This is a genomic window from Stenotrophomonas sp. GD03680 (assembly GCF_029844625.1).
Classification (GTDB): Bacteria; Pseudomonadota; Gammaproteobacteria; order Xanthomonadales; family Xanthomonadaceae; genus Stenotrophomonas; species Stenotrophomonas maltophilia_P.
The window spans coordinates 1-18,131 of the sequence record NZ_JAOCKC010000007.1; the positions used below are offsets into that span (position 1 = coordinate 1).

Here is an 18,131-nt window from a genome sequence, read left to right on the forward strand (position 1 = left end):
CCAACCCACGAGGGGCTGCGCCGTTGGCCGGAACCTCACTTGGCCGGCGACATCCACATGTCGATGACCGCGCTGAACACTTCGGTCCCTGCACGGTCGCGCACGCTCACCGTCACCGGCAGCGCATAGCCCTGGGCCGCGACCACGATCGGCTGCGCCGGCAGTGCCACCGCCTGCAGCGTGCCGCGTGCCTTGGCCAGGTACTGCACCTGCATGCCCTTGGGGATCCAGCGCATGCCCTTCGGCAGTGATGCATCAACCATCAGCCCGGCCGTCAGTTCGGCCAGATTGCACATCGCGATCGCGTGCACCGTGCCGATGTGGTTGCGCACCCTGCGTCGGTCCGCCAGCGTACCTTCGCAGCGGCCGTTTTCCAGGCGGGTGATGCGCGGCGCGATGCTGGCGAAGTAGGGCGCCTTGAAGCACACCGCGCGCGAGAACAGCCAGGTGCCGGCAGGCCAGCGCTGCAGGCGGTTGTAGAGCGAGAGCAGGGGCGTGGACATGGTGGGATTCCGTTGGGCGGATAAAGCGACGGCGGGCCGAGGCCCGCCGTCGAGGCAACGCGTGTCGCGGGCGATCAGGCGGCCTGCGAGTGCGGGTCCTTGTGCTGGCGGTCGTAGTAGCTGGCCGCGCGCAGTTCGTGAGTGTCGAAGTCGTCCACGGTGATGGTGTCCAGGGTCAGCGTGCGCAGCTCTTCCAGCAGCGTGCGCTCGTCCTGGGTGATCACACCTTCGGCCACGGCTTCGTCCAGCTGGCTCTGGAAGTCCAGCGCCTCGATGCCCTTGCTCTTCAGCGCCTTCAGGAACTTGCGCTCCACCGGCTCGGCCATGATGGCCTTGGCCAGATAGCTGTTGATGCGGCCGCCCGGGTTGTTCTCGCACGGGGTCAGGAACACACCCTGTGCCAGGCGGTCGCGCGCTTCGTTCGGCGCCATCAGCAGAGCGGCGACGCGACGGCTCAGGCGATCACCCGGTGCTTCGGCGCGGCGGCCCAGCGGGAAGATCAGTGCCCACATCAGCCAGCCGATCGGACGGATCGGGAAGTTGCGCAGGGCGGCCGACAGCGATTCTTCGATCTTGTGCACGCTGTCATGGAAGGCCCACGCCAGCAGCGGCTGGTCGGCCTGCGGTGCGCCCTCATCGTGGTAGCGCTTGAGCATGGCGCTGGTCATGTAGATGTGGCTCAGCACATCGCCCAGGCGGCCGGACAGCGATTCCTTGAACTTCAGCTTGCCGCCGAGCGTCATCATCGAGATGTCGGCCATCAGCGCCAGATTGGCCGAATAGCGGTCCAGCTTGCGGAAGTAACGGCGGGTGTAGGCATCGCCCGGGGCGGCACCGAAGCGGGCGCCGGTCAGGCCGAACCAGAACGAGCGCACGGCGTTGGAAATGCCGTAGCGGATGTGGCCGAACAGGCTGCGGTCGAATTCCTGCAGGCCGGCACGGGTATCCGGATCCTGTGCAGCCTTCATCTCCTTCAGCACCCACGGGTGGCAGAGAATCGCACCCTGGCCGAAGATCAGCAGGCTGCGGGTCATGATGTTGGCGCCTTCCACGGTGATCGCGATCGGCGCAGCCTGCCAGCTGCGGCCGGCGAAGTTGCGCGGGCCGAGGATGATGCCCTTGCCGCCGATGACATCCATCACGTCCGAGATCACCTCGCGGCTCATGCTGGTGCAGTGGTACTTGGCGATCGCCGACGGTACCGATGGCACGTCGCCGCGGTCGACGGCGGCAGCCGTGGCCTGCGACAGCGCGCTGATCTTGTAGGCCTTGCCGCCGATACGGGCCAGTGCTTCCTCCACGCCTTCAAAGCGGCCGACCGACAGGCCGAACTGCTTGCGGATGCGCGCGTAGGCGCCGGTCACCGCAGCGCCGGCCTTGGCGCCACCGCTGGCGGTGGACGGCAGCGTGATCGAACGACCCACGGCCAGGCATTCGTTGAGCATGTTCCAGCCCTTGCCGGCCATGGCAGCGCCGCCGATGAGCTGGGTCAGCGGGATGAACACGTCCTTGCCGCGAATCGGGCCGTTCTGGAAGGTCGAGTTCAGCGGGAAGTGGCGGCGGCCGATCTCGACGCCGGCGGTATCGCGCGGCAGCAGGCCCAGGGTGATGCCGATGTCGCGGGTCTCGCCGATCAGGCCATCCGGGTCGTACATGCGGAAGGCCAGACCGATCAGCGATGCGACCGGAGCCAGGGTGATGTAACGCTTGTCGAACGTCAGCCTGACGCCCAGCACCTGCTCGCCATTCCATTCGCCCCGGCAGACGATGCCGTAGTCGGGAATCGAGGTGGCATCGGAGCCGGCAAACGGGCCGGTCAGGCCGAAGCAGGGCACTTCACGACCGTCGGCCAGACGCGGCAGGTACTGGTCCTTCTGCTCCTGGGTGCCGTAATGCACCAGCAGTTCGCCCGGACCCAGCGAGTTCGGCACGCCGACGGTCGAGCTGACCACCGAGGATACCGAGGCCAGCTTCTGGATCACCTTGTGGTGGGCCAGCGCAGAGAAGCCCAGGCCGCCGTATTCCTTCGGGATGATCATGCCGAAGAATTTGTTCTTCTTGATGAAGGCCCACAGCTCGGGCGGCAGGTCGGCGTGGACGTGGGTGATCTCCCAGTCGTTGACCATCCGGCACAGCTCTTCCACCGGGCCGTCGAGGAAGGCCTGCTCCTCGGCGGTCAACTGCGGCTTGGGATAGTTGAGCAGGATGTTCCAGTCCGGATCGCCGGTGAACAGCTCGCCTTCAAAACCGACCGAGCCGGTTTCCAGTGCGATGCGCTCGGTCTGCGACAGCGGCGGCAGTACCTTGCGGAACACCTTCATCATCGGACCGGTCAGCAGCGGCTTGCGGATGAACGGCAGCAGCAGCGGTACGGCGATCACGGCCAGCACGGCGGCGGCGACGATCGTGGCGGTCTGGTTGACGTAGGGGATGAACCAGCAGGCGACCAGCAGCGCGGCGCTGATCAGCGTCCAGGTGACCAGCCGCATGCGGTGGTAGGCGGCGAATGCGCCTGCCAGCAGCAGGGCAAGGAAGGGAAGAACGATGCTCATGAGCGTGCTCCGGTGACGTGCTCGTTTGTGACGGACGAAGCTGCGGCGTCCACCGCAGGCAACACGTCCAGATAGTCCAACACAGTAGCGGTAAAGGCGTCGTTGTCGTCGCCGGCGACCATGTGCGTGGCCTGCGGCAACTGCACGTGGCGCGCGTGCGGGGCCAGCGCCAGGAATTCGGCCACGGTCTGCGGCGTGACCAGGTCACTGCGACCCCCACTGACCAGCAGCATCGGGCACTTCACCTGCCGCGCGGCATCGGCCAGCGCATCCTGGTGCTGCTCGCTGTCGCGGGCCAGCTCGGCGACCAGGCGCGGATCCCAGTGCCAGCGCCAGCGGCCGTGACCATCCTCGCGCAGCAGCGCGCGCAGCGACTGCTCGGATTTGCGAGGCCGGTGCGGCATGTAGGCGGAAATCACGTCGGCGGCCTGGGCCAGCGAGGCGAAGCCATCGGGATGGGCGGTCATGAAGGCGAGGATGCGCTCCACGCCCGCGGTATCCCAGCGCGGGGTGATGTCCACCAGCACCATCGCCGAGAACAGGCCCGGCCAGCGCGATTCGGCCAGCAGGCCGAACAGGCCGCCCATCGAGGCGGCGACCAGCACCGGCGGGCGCGGCTGTTCGCCGGCCAGCACGATCAGGTCGTCGGCAAACTGCTCGCCGTGATAGGGCAGGTCGGCGGCATTCCAGTCCGAATCGCCGTGACCGCGGGCGTCGTAGGCCAGTGTCTGCAGGCCGGCAGCAGACAGCGCGCGGGCCGTGGCGTTCCAGGCATGGCGGGTCTGCCCGAAACCGTGGGCGAACAGCACCCGGCCGCGGCGGCCGTGATCGCTGGCCGTGGCGGCCAGCCGTGTGCCGTGCGCGGCTTCCAGACGCAGGTCGTGGAACGCAACGGGAGTGGGGGAAGTAACCATACTTGCTAGTATGGATCGGTTGCAGGGTATGTCAATACTGCATGGTATGGTGCGGCGCGTCAGGTGGCTGGTCTGCACAGCGGAGCCCTTCGGCTGCATCCGCGTACTGCAACGAACCCCGCCGTATGGTTAAATCACTCCATGAATCAACCTGACGCTTCTGCCGGCGAACCGCGCGCCGGCCGCAACAGCCGCCTGAGCGCCGAAGACTGGGCCCAGGCGGCCCTCGATCTGATTGCTGAACAAGGCGTGGGTGCCGTCGCGGTGGAACCGCTGGCGCGGCGCCTCGGCGTCACCAAGGGCAGCTTCTACTGGCATTTCCCCTCGCGCGACGCCCTGCTGCAGGCGGCGCTGGAGCGGTGGGAGCTGTTCGAGCAGGAGCAGGTGTTCGGCAGCCTGGAAGACGTGCCGGATCCGCGCGCGCGCCTGCGTCAGCTGTTCCAGATGGTGGCGCACGAAGTGCAGCCGCACATCATCTACAGCGAGTTGCTGAAGGCGCTGGACCATCCGATGGTGCGGCCGGTGATCGACCGCGTTTCGCAGCGTCGTCTCGATTACCTGATCGCCTCGTTCCGCCAGGCAGGCCTGAGCTCTACCGACGCACGCCATCGTGCGCGCCTGGCCTATGCGGCCTATGTGGGCTTCCTGCAGCTGTCGTTGCAGCTGCAGCAGCCGAAGCAGGCGCGGGAGGATTTCGAGGCCTATGTCGAACACCTGATCGAGACGCTCATCCCGAACGGCTGACGGTTTCCGTTGCCCACGAAAAAGCCGCGACCTGATCGCGGCTTTTTTGTTGCCGGTGCAGGGTGGTACGCGCCGGCAGTGCAGAAAGAACAACGGCCCCTTGCGGGGCCGTTGCTGCAGTCATCGATCGATCAACCGATCAGAACTTCTGCTTGTACTGCATGTACATGTAGCGGCCCGGCAGGTCGTACTGCGGGTCGAACATGTTGTAGGACACCGTGTACGAGACCGGCGGATCCTTGTCCCACGCGTTGTTCAGGCCCAGCATGATGGTGCCCTTCCACGGGGTGTTGTAGCGCACCTGGATGTCGTGGTACGTGGTGGCACCAATGTGGTTCTTGCGACCTTCCGGATCCGAGCAGTAGGCACGGGTGGATGCGCCCAGCAGGCAGTCTTCGGTCATGCCCGACTTGTAGCGCAGGCCGTAGTTGACACCGAAGTCACCGTAGGACCAGTCGACGTACAGGTTGGAACGGACGCGCCAGTACGGATCCTGGTCCAGATAGCGGCCCTGACGGCCATCAACCGGAGCATCTTCGGTCGACTTGGTCTCCCACTTGCTCAGGTAGGTGCCGTCCAGGCTGACGGTGAACTGGCCGAACGAGGTTTCCGGCAGCTTGTACAGCACGCCCAGATCCCAGCCCTCCACCTTGTACGACGCCAGGTTCATCAGCGGCATGTCGACGTTGGTGATGGTGTAGCGCTCGTTGATGGTGCCGTAGTTCGGGTCACGCGTGATCAGACCGCAGTAGGCTGCCTGCTGCTGCGCGGTACCACCGTAGCAACGATCCATGATGTCGCCGATCGCCGGACGGGTGATGGCGTCTTCGATCTTGATCTGCCACCAGTCCAGGGTCACGTTCAGGCCGGAGACGAAGCTCGGGCTCCACACCAGGCCCAGCGTCTTGCTGGTCGAGGTTTCCGGCTTCAGATCCGGGTTCGACTTCCAGGTGAACGGCTCGACGGTCTGCAGCGGGCCAGACTCGCCATCGGTGTTCGGCTGGACGAAGTTCGCCGGAACGCCCTGGGCGATACACTGCGCCAGCACTGCGCCGGTCGGGTTGTTGGCCCGGGCACACGGGTCGGCGTAGGTCTCGAACGAATCGGTGTCGCCGCGGTACAGGTTGTTGATGCTCGGAGCGCGGAAGCCTTCGGAATAGTTACCACGCACCATCAGGTCTTCGATCGGCTTCCAGCGGAAACCGAACTTGTTGTTGGTGGTGTTACCGAAGTTGCTGTAGTCCGAGTAACGGGTCGCCACGCTGAAGTCCAGCAGCTGGGCGCCCGGCAGATCGGCCAGGACCGGGATCGACAGTTCCAGGTAGAACTCGTCCAGGTCGTAAGCACCCTTGGTCGGCGCAGCGCCGTTGCCGGTGCTCAGGCCCGCTGCGATGAAGGCGTCGGGGTCGAACTGGCCGCTTTCCCTGCGGTTCTCATAACCGGCAGCGAAGCCCAGCGCACCGGCCGGCAGCTGCACGATCTCACCGGAGATGTTGGCGTAGTAGCTCTTCGACACCAGGCTGGCCGAATCGTGCGCGGTGAACGAGGTGTAGTCGAGTGCCGCCTGCGAGATCGAACCTTCGCCACCCAGCGGATTGATCGGTGCGCAGCCCGGAATGACGGCTCCGCCTGCGGTCAGACAGACAGCCTGGCCATCGCGGAGCGCCGACGGACCATACGCCTCATCCAGACGCTGGATGTTGAACAGGCCGTAGGTCAGGTCGTTCTGGTCGGTCTTGTCGTAGCGGTAGCCGACATCCCAGTCGAAGTTGCGGTCGGCGAACTCGAAGAAGCCTTCAAAGCCACCGTAGAAGTGCCAGTTCTTGACGTTCTGGTTGAACGAACGGCCGCCGGTTTCATTGAAACGACGGTTCACGCCGGTCAGGTCCTGGCCGTACGGGTTGTACATGCTGTCCGCGCTGAGCGTCATGCCCGTCACCGGCATGGCCGCCAGCAGCTGCTCGGACTTGCGCTCGTTGTACATCGCCTCGGTGCGGAAGGAGATGTTGTCCGTGATGTTGTACGAACCCACAGCGAACAGCGAGGTGCGCTCGTTCGGGGTCAGCAGGTAGTTGTCCGGCGCGGTGTTGTAGCCGTGCACGTTGCTGACGAACGGGGTTTCCACGCCATTGATGATGACGTAGCGCTGATCATTGCGGACGTAGGAGCCCGGGATGCCGGTGCCGCTCTGGCCGCTGAAGAACGGCGGGCCGCCAGCGGAGATCTTGCGATTGCCGGCCATGACCTCCTTCTCGTTCACGTAGGACGCACCCAGCACCAGCGACGCACGGTCGGTGGTGGTGCCGATGGTGAAGTCATAGGCTTCACGATCGCCGTCGCCCTGGCTGTACTGGCCCTTGTAGAAGTTTGCCTCGGCGCCGTCGAAGTTCTGCTTGGTGATGATGTTCACCACGCCGGCGATGGCATCCGAACCGTAGATGGTCGAAGCGCCGTCCTTCAGGACGTCGATGCGCTCGATCATCGCGGTCGGGATGGTGTTCAGGTCGACGCTGCCGTCCAGACCGGTGGTCCAGCGACGGCCGTTGACCAGCACCAGGGTGCGCTCGGCGCCGAGGTTGCGCAGGCTGACGCCGGCCGAACCGTCACCACCGTTGTTGAAGGTGCGGTTCAGTGCGGCACCGTTGGCGGCGACGCGCTGCAGGATATCGGCAACCGAGGTCACACCCTGCTTTTCGATATCGGCGCGGGTCAGGCTCAGGACCGGCTGCGAGGTTTCGATGTCGGTGCTCTTGATGCGCGAACCGGTCACCGAAATGCGATCCAGGTTGGTCGCTTCCTGCGCCTGGGCGGTTACGGACGTGGCCGCACCCGCGATCAGCGCGACGACAACAGCGTCACGCAGCTTGTTGGACTGGAAATTCATTGGCTCTCTCTCTCCAAGAAATCTTGGCTGGGGTTATGCCCGGCGGGGAAGCGAAAGTGCGCTTCCAAATCGCGAGGCTGAGCCGATAGTAGCGGGCGCCTGCAAAGAATTAAAGCTGTGTTAATCAAAGCTGTGATTTGTGTAAATTCATGGAATGTCAATACTTTTCAACGGCTTGCAGTAGGGTTTGTGGCATGGTGCCTCGTTTGTTAAAAAAAAATGATGAAAAAAGTTTCCATTGATATGTATCGAAACATGTCGCGGCGGCGAGAAACGCACACATTGCGACAGCGCCGGAGGGGGCGCAAAAGGAAGGCGGTGCACGCAAACGCAACGGGCGCCTTCCGGCGCCCGCGATGTCACTGCATGAGGGAGGTGTGAGCGGTCAGAGATCCTGCTCGTAACGCACATACGGCACGGTGCCGTCGTCGTTGCTCTCGTTGCGTGGAGAGAAGGGGTTCTTGCCGCGGCTGATCACGTTCTCGGCGCCGACGGTGAGCTGGCCGGACCACGGCGTCCGCCAGGTCAGGCCGATGCCCAGACCTTCCCACTTGCCAGGGCGGCCGGGCACGTCGACCACGCGGCCGATGATGCTGCCGGTGAAGTTGCCGTAACCGGCGCCGAGGCTGAGGCTCTTGCTGTCCCAGCGATCGACCAGGGCCGGCGAGGCATCGGCCAGCGGAACCAGGCGTGCCTTGGCGTAGGTGCCGGCGATGGACACGAATCCTTCGCGGCCGATGTTCTTCTGCGCGAACACGGTCAGGTCGTTCTGCTCGGCACGCAGGGACGGCGTCTTGTTCGGGCCGGCCAGCCAGGCGGGCAGTGTTTCGCGACCGGTACCGGCGGTGATGCCCAGGCGGCCGCTGCCCCGGTTCAGGGCAGCCGTGCCGGTGAAGCGGCGGCTGCTGAGGTCATCGTCGTCGCCCAGGCTGGCCAGCATGCAGTGGCTGGCCAGACCGCTGATGCTGGTACTGCTGCTGTTGCTGCAGAGCAGGCCCAGCGAGTCGCCCGACGACAGGCCAAAGGCCGCATCCAGCGAATTGCGGCCGAAATGCCAGCGGGCGCCAGCGGCCTGCTCACCGGTGGGTTCCAGGTAGAGCAGGGCTTCGACCTTGCCGCTGCCCTTGTTCCACACCGGCAGCACCGTGCGGGTGTCCTTGCTCTGCGCATGCGCGCCCGCGACCGCGCCAAGGGCGATCAGCAGGGCCAGCGGTAGACGCAGATAGGTACGCATCGGACCAGTTCAGACAGGGACAGACAACGGAAGTTCCCGCAGGGGCGGGGACTCGATCCTAGGGTGTTTATGATTTCTTAACAAGCCTTGATCCTCCCCAGGTGCAAGACCCGCCGCTTACTGAAGGCGTTCAGGTGCCGGAACAGCCCCCTCGGCACCGTGGAACAGTATGCCGAACTCCGTCAACGGGAAGTGATACTCCCGTCCGCAGAATTCGCAGCGGACTTCGACCTCGCCGGTGGCTTCGGCCGCCGCCCGCGCCTCTTCCTCGCCCAGCGACTGCAGCATCGAGGCAACCCGCTCGCGCGAGCAGGAGCAGGCAAAAGACAGTGGCTTGCTGCCCATCAGCTCCGGCTTCTCCTCATGGAACAAGCGGTGCAGCAGCTGCTCTGCGGAGGTCGCCAGCAGCTCTGCCCTGCCCAGGGTCTCGAACAGGGCGCTGGCGCGTGACCAGCCGTCTTCGTCGCCCTCGTCGCCGGGCAGTTTCTGCAGCAGGAGGCCGCTGGCCCCCGTGCGGTCGGCGGCCAGCAGCAGTCGCGTCGGCAGCTGCTCGGACTGCCGGAAGTAGTCCTCGAAGGCCTCGTCCAGTTCCGCGGCGCTGAGCCCGACCAGGCTCTGGTAGCGCTGCGGTTCGCGCGGGTCCAGCCCGGGGTTCTCGATGGTGATGGCGAGGAGGGCGTCATCGCCCAGGCTGGACAGGTCGCGCGGCGCGTCGGCGCCCTCGCTGAGCTGGGCGATGCCGCGCAGGGTGCCGGCGGCGGTGCATTCGGCGAACAGCGTGCGCAGCGTGGTGCTGCTGCGCAGCTGGATGGACAGGCGGCCGTCGACCTTGGTGTGGCCGGTGAACAGCGCCGAGGCCACGCAGGCTTCGCCGAGCAGCTCGGCTGCGGCATCCGGGTAATGGGCATGGGACAGGATTTCCTGCCAGGTGGCCTGCAGGCGCACGTGTACGCCGCGGACACCCGCGTCGGGAAGCAGGAAGCGGATCAGGGAATCAGGTTGGGCGGTCATCGGCTCACATCGCGCGGAAACAGGGGTGGTTGCCGGATAATGCGCCGACAGCCAGGCAGAAGAAGGATGCACCACTAATGGGGGCAGGGGGAGAGCAGGACAAGGTGAAGGTGGCCGGAGACGTTCCGCGCCGCCGGCGTTGGCACTGGAAGCGGCTGTTGTGGCTGCCGGTGCTGTTCGTGGCCTTCAGCTGCCTGCAGGTGCTGGTGCTGCGCTTCGTGGATCCGCCCATTTCCAGCGTGATGCTGTGGCGCTACGGGGAGGCGCTGGGTGCGGGCGACTGGGCCTACCGGCTGCACTACCAGTGGCGGGATCTGGACCAGATGGCGCCGAGCCTGCCGATTTCGCTGGTGGCGGCCGAGGACCAGCGTTTCCCCGAACACAGTGGGTTCGATCTGCAGGCCATCGAGAAGGCGCGTGACCACAACGCGCGGGGCGGCCGGCTGCGCGGGGCCAGCACCATCAGCCAGCAGGTGGCCAAGAACCTGTTCCTCTGGCAGGGCCGCAGCTGGATCCGCAAGGGCCTGGAGGTCTGGTACACGGTGCTGATCGAAACGTTGTGGCCCAAGCAGCGGATCCTGGAGATGTACGCGAACATCGCCGAGTTCGGTGACGGCGTGTACGGTGCGCAGGCGGCGGCGAAGACCTTCTGGGGCAAGGACGCCGCGCGCCTCAGCCCGGCCGAGAGCGCACGGTTGGCGGCCGTGTTGCCGGCACCGCGGCGCTACAGCGCGGCCTCGCCCGGTCCCTACGTACAGCGTCGCGCCGCGTGGATCCAGCGCCAGGCCCGGCAGCTGGGCGGCGCTGCGTACGTGGCCGAGGACTGAGGCGGGCGTCTGCGCCGCTCCGCACTGGCGACGTACAATCCGGGCATGATCCGTGAACGCCTCACCGTCGTCATTGCCGCCTGCAACGAAGCTCTGGCGCTGCCGGTACTGCACCCGCGCCTGTGCGCGGTACTGGATGCGATGCCGGACATCGATGGCCACATCCTTTACGTGGACGACGGCAGCCAGGACGGAACCTGGGAGGTGATCGCCACGCTGGCGCAGTCCGAGCCACGCGTGTCGGCGCTGAAGCTGTCGCGCAATTTCGGCAAGGAGGCCGCGCTGACCGCCGGGCTGGATCTCGTCCGCGAGGGTGCGGCGATGATTCTCGATGCCGACGGCCAGGATCCACCGGAGCTGCTGCCGCAGTTCGTGGCGCGGTGGCGCGAGGGTTATGACAACGTCTATGGCACGCGCCGGGCGCGCGCGGGCGAGAGCTGGGTCAAGCGTGCGACCGCGGCGATGTTCTACCGGGTGATCGGCCGCCTGTCGCGCACGCCGATTCCCGCCGATACCGGCGACTTCCGCCTGCTGTCGCCACGCGCGCTGAGCGCGTTGCGTGAAATGCGCGAGCGTCACCGTTTCATGAAAGGGCTTTTCAGCTGGGTTGGCTTCCGCCGGGTGGCGGTGCCGTACCAGCGCCACCCGCGGGTGGCCGGCAGCAGCAAGTTCAGCCTGTGGCGGCTGTGGAACTTCGCGCTGGAAGGCATCACCGGTTTTTCCACCGTGCCGCTGCGCGCGGCCACCTATCTGGGCCTGGCCACTGCGGCGGTGGCCTTCGTGTTCGGTGTCTGGGTGATCGTGAAGGCCGCGATGTACGGCGACCGCGTGGCGGGCTGGCCGACGATGATGGCGGTGATCCTGTTCCTGGGCGGCGTGCAGCTGATCGCGCTGGGCCTGATCGGCGAGTACCTGGGGCGCCTGTATGAGGAGTCCAAGCAGCGTCCCCTGTACCTGGTTGACGCCTGGCTAGCATCGTCCGTGGCAGACTCCGTCGTGCAACCCACCCTGGGAGGGCAGGCAGATGACGTCGGTACGGCAACTGTTGGACGGCAAGTCCCCTGAAGTGCATGCGGTCGCGCCCGGCGCGGCGGTGATCGATGCGATCCGGCTGATGGCCGAGAAGGGCATCGGTGCGGTGCTGGTGATGGAAGGGCCGCGACTGCTCGGCATCCTGTCCGAACGTGATTACGCCCGCAAGATCGTGCTGCGCGATCGTTCCTCACGCGATACGGCGGTAGCCGAGATCATGACTGCGAAGGTGGTGACGGTGGCGCCCGGCGAACAGGTCGAACATTGCCTGCAGCTGGTCACCGATTACCGTATCCGCCATCTGCCGGTGGTGGAGGGGGGACAGGTGCTGGGCGTGATTTCCATCGGCGATCTGGTGAAGTCGGTGATCGATGCACAGCGCCGCGAGCTGGACCAGCTGCAGCAGTACATCGTGGCGGGATGAGTTTTCGCTGGCGGGCCTGCGGCCCGCCGGCCCGCTGTTCGGAGCCGAAGCCGAAGCCGAAGCCAAAGCGGCGCCTTGCTGATGCGCCGGAAGGCGGAGGGCATGGCCGTGCAGGACACGCCGTAAACCCATCCATGGGGGCTCGATGGCGCCATCCATGGCGCCAACGGTCCTGCACGGCCATGCCCTCCGCTTCTGGATACATTGCGGCGAGCGCGGTGGGTAGCGGCCAATCTGGGTTGGCAACACTTTGTCGTTCCGCGCGCCCCTCAATTCGCGATCCAACAAACGTGCCTACTTCGCGTACTGCCCGCCGCAGTCGGCGTCCTTGCCGGGGCCCAGTTCGATCGTGGCCAGTAGCGCGGCCGGTGGCGCGATGCTTCCCAGTGCCAGGGCGACCGCACCGCGGACGCCGAGCGCCTTGAAGTCCGGGCGGAACGAAGGATCCTTGAACGTTCCGGCGATGTGCAGCGGCGAGCGCAGCACGAGGATGCTGCGGTCCTTCGGCCGTGGCTTCAGCAGCAGGTCCAGCGATTCATCGCGCAGGCTGACGGTGCCTTCGCCGAGAATCAGCGTGTCGGTGGTATCGACGGCGAACGTGCGGCTTGTCATCAATCCCTCGCGTACGCCGAAGTCGGCAAAGGCGCAGCGCAGCGGAATCTGCTTGTCGCCGGTCACCAGGAACTTGACTGCCTCGGTGATGTCCAGCCCGGCCAGTTCCATCACCAGATTGCCGACGTGGCCACGTCCCATTGCCAGGCCCACATCGCCATTGCTGCTGCCCAGCATGGCGGCGATCGAGTTGCCGCGGCCGCTGAGGTCGATTTCGCCACCGATGCCGCCCTTGGCCTGCTCGGCCAGCTTCGCATCCGGGAACAGTTGTCCCAGCTGCACGCCGCGCACGCTGGCCTTGAGCGCGGTGGCGATCTGCGGCTGCCGCGCATCCATGCGGATCGTGCTGCGGATGTCACCACCGGCCACACCGAAGTTCAGCGGGTCCAGCCGCAGCACGCCATCGTCCAGCAGCAGATGCGCATCCATATCGTCAAGCGGCAGCGATGGTGCGTTGATGCGATGTGCCTTCCAGCGCACATCGGCATCCATCGCGCGCAGCTTGCCGAGATTGTACGGCGTGTCCGGCAGCACCCTGGTACGCGCCGCCACGCGTGCGGCCTCGGCCTTCTGCTCGGCGTTGGCGGTCTCGCCGCCACCGGTTCTGGGCGGGGCGCCGACAAAGCCGGCCAGGTCGTCGAAGTCCAGCCGGCGGGACTCCAGCGTGGCCGTCAGGCGCGGGCGCGCACCACCTGTTTCGAACTTCACATTGCCGCCGAGATCGCTGTCGCCGACCTTGCCGGTGAACTGCTCGTAGCGCCACACGTTATGGTCGCGCTTCAGGCGCCCCTCCAGGGCATAGGGCGGCGAAGGCGGAATGGCGATGCCCAGCAGGGGATACAGGTCGGCCAGATCCTGGCCACTGAGCGCGAAAGCGAGGTCGAGCACCTGCAGCTGGAAGGGATTGGTCAGGGTGCCACGGGCGACGGCATGGGTGGCACCTGCACGCCCATCAAGATGGATGCGGAAGGGATGATCGCTGTCGGTCAGTTCCAGCGGAGATTCGGTGCCGCCGCGAAGGGTGAAAGGATTGCCCTGCCAACGACCCTTGCCCTGCACCAGCAGGGGCGGCGCGGCATCCGCCTGCCTGGGCCGGCCACTACGCACATTGACATGGATGTCGGTGCGACCCGCCGCGTCGATGAACTGCAGGCGGCCGTCATCGATACGCAGCCGCTTGAGCTGGGGCGTGGCGCCGCCGCGGCTGTCACCCAGGAAATCCCAGTTGCCCGGCTCGCCCTTGCGTGGGGCGGTTTCCAGCAGCACGTCGGGACGGGTCAGGCGGATCTCGGGGAGCTGCACGCTGCCCCGCAGCAGGGGCCACACCCGCAGGTCGATTTCGACCCGGTCGGCACTGGCCATGTTCGGCTGCTTCGCCCATGACGCATTGGCGAACGTGACGGTGTCGGCGCGGATCGTGCTGGTACGGCCGAGGTCGACATCCAGGTGGCCGATCTGCAGCACGCGGCCGGTCCGCGCCTGTACCGCCCGCTCGACCGGCCCCTTGAACCAGTTCCAGTCCCAGAGCGCGATCAATACCAGCATGGCCGCCAGCAGGAACACCAGCACCGCCAGCCAGCGCTGGCCTCGCGGGCCAGGGCGGCGGAAGCGCCAGCGCGACGGACGCGGCGGAGCAGGGGAGGCAGTCGCATTCACGCTGCCATGGTTGCCCTGCGCGGGTGGACGCAGCGCGAAGCGTTCATGTGCGCGGTGTGCACAGGAACGCGTGTGGCACGGATATCTACAGCACCTGCATGGTCACCGCGACGAAGTGGCAGACACTGCCGCCGATCACGAACAGGTGCCAGATCGCATGCGAATAGGGGATCGATTCGCGGTGATAGAAGTAGGTTCCCAGCGTGTAGGAGATACCTCCGGCCAGCAGCCAGCCCAGCGTCCAGCCATCGATGGAGGCCAGCATGGGCTTGACCGCGACGATCACCAGCCAGCCCATGGCCACGTAGATGGCGGTGGACAGGCGCTTGAAGCGGCCGGTATAGAACAGCTTGAACACCACGCCGGCCAGGGCCAGCGTCCAGATCGCGGCGAACAGACCCCAGCCCCACGGGCCACGCAGGCCGATCAGCGTGAACGGCGTATAGGTACCGGCGATCAGTACATAGATCGCGCAGTGGTCGAAGACCTTCAGCCTGCCCTTGGCAACCGGATGCTGGATGGCGTGGTAGAGGGTGGAGGCGGTGTACAGCAGCAGCAGCGCGATGCCGAACACGATCGCACCTGCCAGTTGCCAGCCATCGCCGTAGATGGCGGCCAGGGTGATCAGCACGGCACCCGCACCGAGCGCCAGTACGGCGCCGAGACCGTGGGTCAGCGCACTGGCGATTTCTTCGCGGATCGAAGCAACGGAAGTCGAGGACATGGCGTAGGCATCATTCGCGGGGAGGGGGACCCGCGCCCCCCTATCATCGCCGCGATGGCGGGCGCATGCACGCCGGTTACCGTATGGTCAATGAATCCCTGGGTGCTGGGGTCAGAGCCCTTTCCTGCGGAAAGGGATCCGACCCCAGGCTCAGGCCACCGACACGGTGTGCGCGGCCTCGCGGGTGGCGGCAAAGCGCACGTCGGGCGCGCGCTCCTGTGCCAGCTGCAGGTTGACCCGGGTCGGCGCGAGATAGACCAGATGGCCGGCGGCGTCCAGCGCCAGGTTCAGTGCGTTCTTCTCGCGGAACTCTTCCAGCTTCTTCTCGTTGCTGCAGTGGATCCAGCGCGCCGTGGTGACGCTGACCGGCTCGAAGGTGGCTTCCACGCCGTACTCGTCCTTCAGGCGGTAAGCGGCCACGTCGAACTGCAGCACGCCCACCGCACCCAGGATCAGATCGTTGCTGGTCAGCGGCCGGAAGAACTGGGTCGCGCCCTCTTCGGAGAGCTGGGCCAGGCCCTTCTGCAGCTGCTTGAGCTTGAGCGGATCGCGCAGGCGCGCACGGCGGAACAGCTCCGGGGCGAAGTTGGGGATGCCGGTGAAGGTGACGGCCTCGCCTTCGGTGAAGGTATCGCCGATGGAAATGGTGCCGTGGTTGTGGATGCCGATCACATCGCCCGGCCAGGCCTCGGCTGCGATTTCACGGTCGCTGGCCATGAAGGTCAGGGCGTTGGCCAGCTTCATCTCCTTGCCGGTGCGCACGTGGAAGGTCTTCATGCCCGCGCTGAAGCGGCCCGAGCACACCCGCATGAAGGCGACGCGGTCGCGGTGCTGCGGGTCCATGTTGGCCTGGATCTTGAACACGAAGCCGGTCAGCTTGCTCTCTTCCGGGGCGATCTCGCGGCCGGTGGTGGCGCGTGCCTGCGGCGATGGCGCGTGCTCGACGAAGAAGTCCAGCAGGGGCTGCACGCCGAAGTTGTTCACGCCCGAACCGAAGAACACCGGCGTCTGCTTGCCCTCGCGATAGGCCTGCAGGTCGAACGGATGGCTGGCGCCCTGCACCAGCTCCAGTTCATCGCGCAGGTCGGCCAGCATCTGTGCGCCGATCTTCTCGGCCAGGCCGGGAGCGTCGATCGACGGGAAGATGGTCGAATCCTGGCGGGTGAAGTTGCGACCCGGTTCGTACAGGTGCACCTCGCCGGTCAGCAGGTGGACCACGCCCTTCAGGCGCTGGCCCATGCCGATCGGCCAGGTGACGGGCGCGCACTGGATGCCCAGCACGGTTTCCACTTCATCCAGCAGTTCGATCGGATCCTTGCCCTCGCGGTCCAGCTTGTTGATGAAGGTCATGATCGGGGTGTCGCGCAGGCGGCACACTTCCATCAGCTTGATGGTGCGCTCTTCCACGCCCTTGGCCACGTCGATCACCATCAGTGCCGAGTCCACCGCGGTCAGCACGCGGTAGGTGTCCTCGCCGAAGTCGGCGTGGCCGGGGGTGTCGAGCAGGTTGACGATCTTGCCTTCGTACGGGAACTGCATCACCGAGGAGGTGACGGAGATGCCGCGTTCCTTCTCCAGCGCCATCCAGTCGGAGGTGGCATGGCGGGCCGCCTTGCGGCCCTTGACCGAACCGGCCATCTGGATCGCGCCTCCGAACAGCAGCAGCTTTTCGGTCAGCGTGGTCTTGCCGGCGTCAGGATGGGAGATGATGGCGAAGGTGCGGCGACGCGACGCTTCGGTGGCGACTTCGGACATGGCAGTGGCGCCCGCCCGGGGCGCTTTTCAAAGAGATAAGCGCCTGATTATACCGGCCGCGGCCGGTCAGCGCCCGGCCGCGCCCTCGGCATCACCCTGGCGGGCGAACTGCAGCTGTCCCTGGGAGGCGAAGATGCGCACGGGTACCGAGCGCAGCGCCATGCCGCGGTTGACCTGCACCACGAAATGCAGGTGCGGGGCGCTGCTGTAGCCGCTGTTGCCGGACAGGCCGATCGGCTGTCCGGCCTGCACGGCCTGGCCACGACGCACGCGCATGCCGCCTGCCTGCAGATGGCCGTACAGCGCCATGCTGCCGTCGCTGTGCAGGACACGGATGAAATTCGCCCTGCCGCCGTCGCGCTCGCGGTCCTGGCCGTTGCCGCGGAAGCCGTCCTGGATCTGCATCACGGTTCCCTCGCGCGCGGCCAGCACCAGCGTCGCCTCGGGCAGGGCGAAGTCCACGGCGTCGCGGTTCTCCTCGTCATCGTGGCTGAACCGGCCCTGCGGCGCCTGGTCCACGCGCAGGCGTGCGGCGTCGAACGGCAGGCGGTAGGCCACGTCTTCGGCGCGGGCGTCGGGACGGCCCGGTACCGACTGCAGGCGTACGTCGAGCGTGCTGCCGCCCACGGGCGGGGGCAGGTGACCGACCACGAAGCTGCTGTCGCCCTGCACCAGCGACCGTACCGGCAGGCCCTCGATGGGGCGCCCGGGTCCAGCGCGCAGTTCAACCTGTAATGGGCCGGCCAGGGTGTTGTCGATCCGGGCCTGCCAGTATTCGCCCACCTGCTGCAGCCGCAGTTGCGCCATGGGGGCCGCCTGGCCGATGCCCTGCGTGCCGGGGGCGGGGGCCGGTGAGGGCACCAGGCCCCAGCCCTGCCGCCAGTCGGCCGCTCCGGCGGTGGTGCTGACCAGCAGCGGCAGCAGCAGGCAGGACAAGGGCAGGCGCGGCATCGGGCGTTCCGGACAGGGGGACCGCCGCGACTGTACCTGATCCGCAAAAGGTGGGCCGCAGCGATCGCTCCGGGTATTCATCGCTTTATCCGCATGAAGGGATTGACATGCGCGGAAAGCGATGGCATCGTGGCTCCACCATCGAGACCGGCAGAGGGACAGGCCCTTTGAAGCCGGGGCAGCCCGCAGGCGCGCAAGCGCCGGCGTAGGTGCCAAATCCTGCGGGGACCGTGGCGTCCACCGGAAGATGGTTCGAACCATGCACCGCAGGTGCATCTCGAACGCGAGCCCCGCGAAGGCTCGATGGC

14 protein-coding genes and 1 riboswitch are annotated in these 18,131 nt (G+C 66.4%); of the genes, 4 read left to right on the forward strand and 10 right to left on the reverse strand.

The window, feature by feature from the left end:
• Positions 1–35 precede the first annotated feature (35 nt).
• From N5J29_RS10495 to N5J29_RS10505, 3 genes are all read right to left on the reverse strand, one after another.
• Complete coding sequence (locus N5J29_RS10495) at positions 36–503, reverse strand: hotdog fold domain-containing protein (RefSeq protein WP_065182618.1); 468 nt, start codon at positions 501–503, stop codon at positions 36–38.
• 74 nt (positions 504–577) lie between these two features.
• Positions 578–3,055: an acyl-CoA dehydrogenase gene (locus tag N5J29_RS10500; RefSeq protein WP_065174795.1), complete on the reverse strand. Its 2,478-nt coding sequence runs from the start codon at positions 3,053–3,055 to the stop codon at positions 578–580.
• Positions 3,052–3,969 carry an alpha/beta hydrolase gene (locus N5J29_RS10505; RefSeq protein WP_065174796.1) on the reverse strand — a complete coding sequence of 306 codons (918 nt, stop codon included), beginning with the start codon at positions 3,967–3,969 and terminating at the stop codon, positions 3,052–3,054. Before N5J29_RS10505 ends, N5J29_RS10500 begins: the two co-directional genes overlap by 4 nt.
• 141 nt (positions 3,970–4,110) lie before the next feature.
• Here N5J29_RS10505 and N5J29_RS10510 point away from each other — a divergent pair, with 141 nt between their 5' ends.
• Positions 4,111–4,713 carry a TetR/AcrR family transcriptional regulator gene (locus tag N5J29_RS10510; protein WP_053520195.1) on the forward strand — a complete coding sequence of 201 codons (603 nt, stop codon included), beginning with the start codon at positions 4,111–4,113 and terminating at the stop codon, positions 4,711–4,713.
• Between the two features lie 139 nt (positions 4,714–4,852).
• Here N5J29_RS10510 and N5J29_RS10515 read toward each other — a convergent pair whose 3' ends face one another.
• From N5J29_RS10515 to N5J29_RS10525, 3 genes are all read right to left on the reverse strand, one after another.
• Positions 4,853–7,597 carry a TonB-dependent receptor gene (locus N5J29_RS10515; protein WP_065174797.1) on the reverse strand — a complete coding sequence of 915 codons (2,745 nt, stop codon included), beginning with the start codon at positions 7,595–7,597 and terminating at the stop codon, positions 4,853–4,855.
• Positions 7,598–7,982: 385 nt separating this feature from the next.
• Positions 7,983–8,831 carry a hypothetical protein gene (locus N5J29_RS10520; protein ID WP_053520197.1) on the reverse strand — a complete coding sequence of 283 codons (849 nt, stop codon included), beginning with the start codon at positions 8,829–8,831 and terminating at the stop codon, positions 7,983–7,985.
• A 117-nt stretch (positions 8,832–8,948) separates the two neighbouring features.
• Positions 8,949–9,842: an Hsp33 family molecular chaperone HslO gene (locus N5J29_RS10525; RefSeq protein ID WP_164151552.1), complete on the reverse strand. Its 894-nt coding sequence runs from the start codon at positions 9,840–9,842 to the stop codon at positions 8,949–8,951.
• Between the two features lie 77 nt (positions 9,843–9,919).
• Here N5J29_RS10525 and mtgA point away from each other — a divergent pair, with 77 nt between their 5' ends.
• Genes mtgA through N5J29_RS10540 form a run of 3 tightly spaced genes read left to right on the forward strand, consistent with a single transcriptional unit; the run spans position 9,920 to position 12,125 of the window.
• Entirely contained in the window at positions 9,920–10,669 is a 750-nt protein-coding gene (gene mtgA / locus N5J29_RS10530; protein ID WP_164151554.1) for a monofunctional biosynthetic peptidoglycan transglycosylase, read from the forward strand.
• A gap of 45 nt (positions 10,670–10,714) precedes the next feature.
• Positions 10,715–11,734: a glycosyltransferase family 2 protein gene (locus tag N5J29_RS10535; protein ID WP_053520200.1), complete on the forward strand. Its 1,020-nt coding sequence runs from the start codon at positions 10,715–10,717 to the stop codon at positions 11,732–11,734.
• Positions 11,694–12,125: a CBS domain-containing protein gene (locus N5J29_RS10540; RefSeq protein WP_164151556.1), complete on the forward strand. Its 432-nt coding sequence runs from the start codon at positions 11,694–11,696 to the stop codon at positions 12,123–12,125. Before N5J29_RS10535 ends, N5J29_RS10540 begins: the two co-directional genes overlap by 41 nt.
• Positions 12,126–12,419: 294 nt before the next feature.
• Here the strand turns inward: N5J29_RS10540 and N5J29_RS10545 are convergent, their stop codons facing one another.
• The 4 genes from N5J29_RS10545 to N5J29_RS10560 all read right to left on the reverse strand — a co-directional run bounded on the left by N5J29_RS10545 (position 12,420) and on the right by N5J29_RS10560 (position 17,823).
• Positions 12,420–14,393 (reverse strand): AsmA family protein, encoded by a 1,974-nt coding sequence (locus N5J29_RS10545; protein WP_164151558.1) that lies wholly within the window; start codon positions 14,391–14,393, stop codon positions 12,420–12,422.
• 85 nt (positions 14,394–14,478) lie between these two features.
• Complete coding sequence (locus tag N5J29_RS10550) at positions 14,479–15,117, reverse strand: hemolysin III family protein (RefSeq protein WP_053519889.1); 639 nt, start codon at positions 15,115–15,117, stop codon at positions 14,479–14,481.
• A gap of 150 nt (positions 15,118–15,267) precedes the next feature.
• Positions 15,268–16,872: a peptide chain release factor 3 gene (locus tag N5J29_RS10555; RefSeq protein ID WP_164151560.1), complete on the reverse strand. Its 1,605-nt coding sequence runs from the start codon at positions 16,870–16,872 to the stop codon at positions 15,268–15,270.
• A gap of 66 nt (positions 16,873–16,938) precedes the next feature.
• On the reverse strand, positions 16,939–17,823 hold the full coding sequence (locus N5J29_RS10560; protein WP_164151562.1) for a M23 family metallopeptidase: 885 nt from the start codon (positions 17,821–17,823) through the stop codon (positions 16,939–16,941).
• 135 nt (positions 17,824–17,958) lie between these two features.
• Positions 17,959–18,077: riboswitch (SAM riboswitch) on the forward strand.
• Positions 18,078–18,131: the final 54 nt, after the last annotated feature.

Coding starts and splice junctions, on each gene's coding strand:
- N5J29_RS10535 (WP_053520200.1), top strand. CDS start 10,715: ATGATCCGTGAACGCCTCACCGTCGTCATTGCCGCCTGCAACGAAGCT.
- N5J29_RS10515 (WP_065174797.1), bottom strand. CDS start 7,597: ATGAATTTCCAGTCCAACAAGCTGCGTGACGCTGTTGTCGTCGCGCTG.
- N5J29_RS10550 (WP_053519889.1), bottom strand. CDS start 15,117: ATGTCCTCGACTTCCGTTGCTTCGATCCGCGAAGAAATCGCCAGTGCG.
- N5J29_RS10560 (WP_164151562.1), bottom strand. CDS start 17,823: ATGCCGCGCCTGCCCTTGTCCTGCCTGCTGCTGCCGCTGCTGGTCAGC.
- N5J29_RS10525 (WP_164151552.1), bottom strand. CDS start 9,842: ATGACCGCCCAACCTGATTCCCTGATCCGCTTCCTGCTTCCCGACGCG.
- N5J29_RS10540 (WP_164151556.1), top strand. CDS start 11,694: ATGACGTCGGTACGGCAACTGTTGGACGGCAAGTCCCCTGAAGTGCAT.
- mtgA (WP_164151554.1), top strand. CDS start 9,920: ATGGGGGCAGGGGGAGAGCAGGACAAGGTGAAGGTGGCCGGAGACGTT.
- N5J29_RS10495 (WP_065182618.1), bottom strand. CDS start 503: ATGTCCACGCCCCTGCTCTCGCTCTACAACCGCCTGCAGCGCTGGCCT.
- N5J29_RS10500 (WP_065174795.1), bottom strand. CDS start 3,055: ATGAGCATCGTTCTTCCCTTCCTTGCCCTGCTGCTGGCAGGCGCATTC.
- N5J29_RS10510 (WP_053520195.1), top strand. CDS start 4,111: ATGAATCAACCTGACGCTTCTGCCGGCGAACCGCGCGCCGGCCGCAAC.
- N5J29_RS10520 (WP_053520197.1), bottom strand. CDS start 8,831: ATGCGTACCTATCTGCGTCTACCGCTGGCCCTGCTGATCGCCCTTGGC.
- N5J29_RS10555 (WP_164151560.1), bottom strand. CDS start 16,872: ATGTCCGAAGTCGCCACCGAAGCGTCGCGTCGCCGCACCTTCGCCATC.
- N5J29_RS10505 (WP_065174796.1), bottom strand. CDS start 3,969: ATGGTTACTTCCCCCACTCCCGTTGCGTTCCACGACCTGCGTCTGGAA.